Raw genomic sequence first — 297 nt, 5'->3', positions numbered from 1 at the left:
GAGATATGCATGTGTCACGATCCGGCCACGAGTTTCTCCGCGATTCGGGTCCGAGAATACCTGCTTGAATCGGAAGGCCAGCTTCATCGTATCGCGGCTTACCTGAATACGCGTTTCTTCAACTGCCTCGCGGCATGACGTGTTGAAGATGGTTTCTCCGGCGTGGGCAAAGCCACCCGGGAGTGCCCACAGGCCTTTTCCCGGATTGAACTTGCGTCGTCCGAGAAGCACGTGCCCAGATTGGATGATCACTGAATCCGCAGTCGTCATGATTGGGGCGTACCTCAACCCCATACC

General features: G+C 56.2%; 1 protein-coding gene. It reads right to left on the bottom strand.

The window, feature by feature from the left end; all coding sequences use genetic code 11:
• On the bottom strand, window positions 1-270 hold a 270-nt coding region (locus AC1RP4_RS07930; protein WP_481763264.1), incomplete at its 3' end, for an NUDIX domain-containing protein.
• Window positions 271-297: the final 27 nt, after the last annotated feature.

The organism is Dellaglioa sp. CoH-56-MRSF-10 (assembly GCF_056782175.1).
The sequence above is the reverse complement of the archived record's forward strand: the minus strand, read 5'-3'. Positions and strand labels throughout refer to the sequence as shown.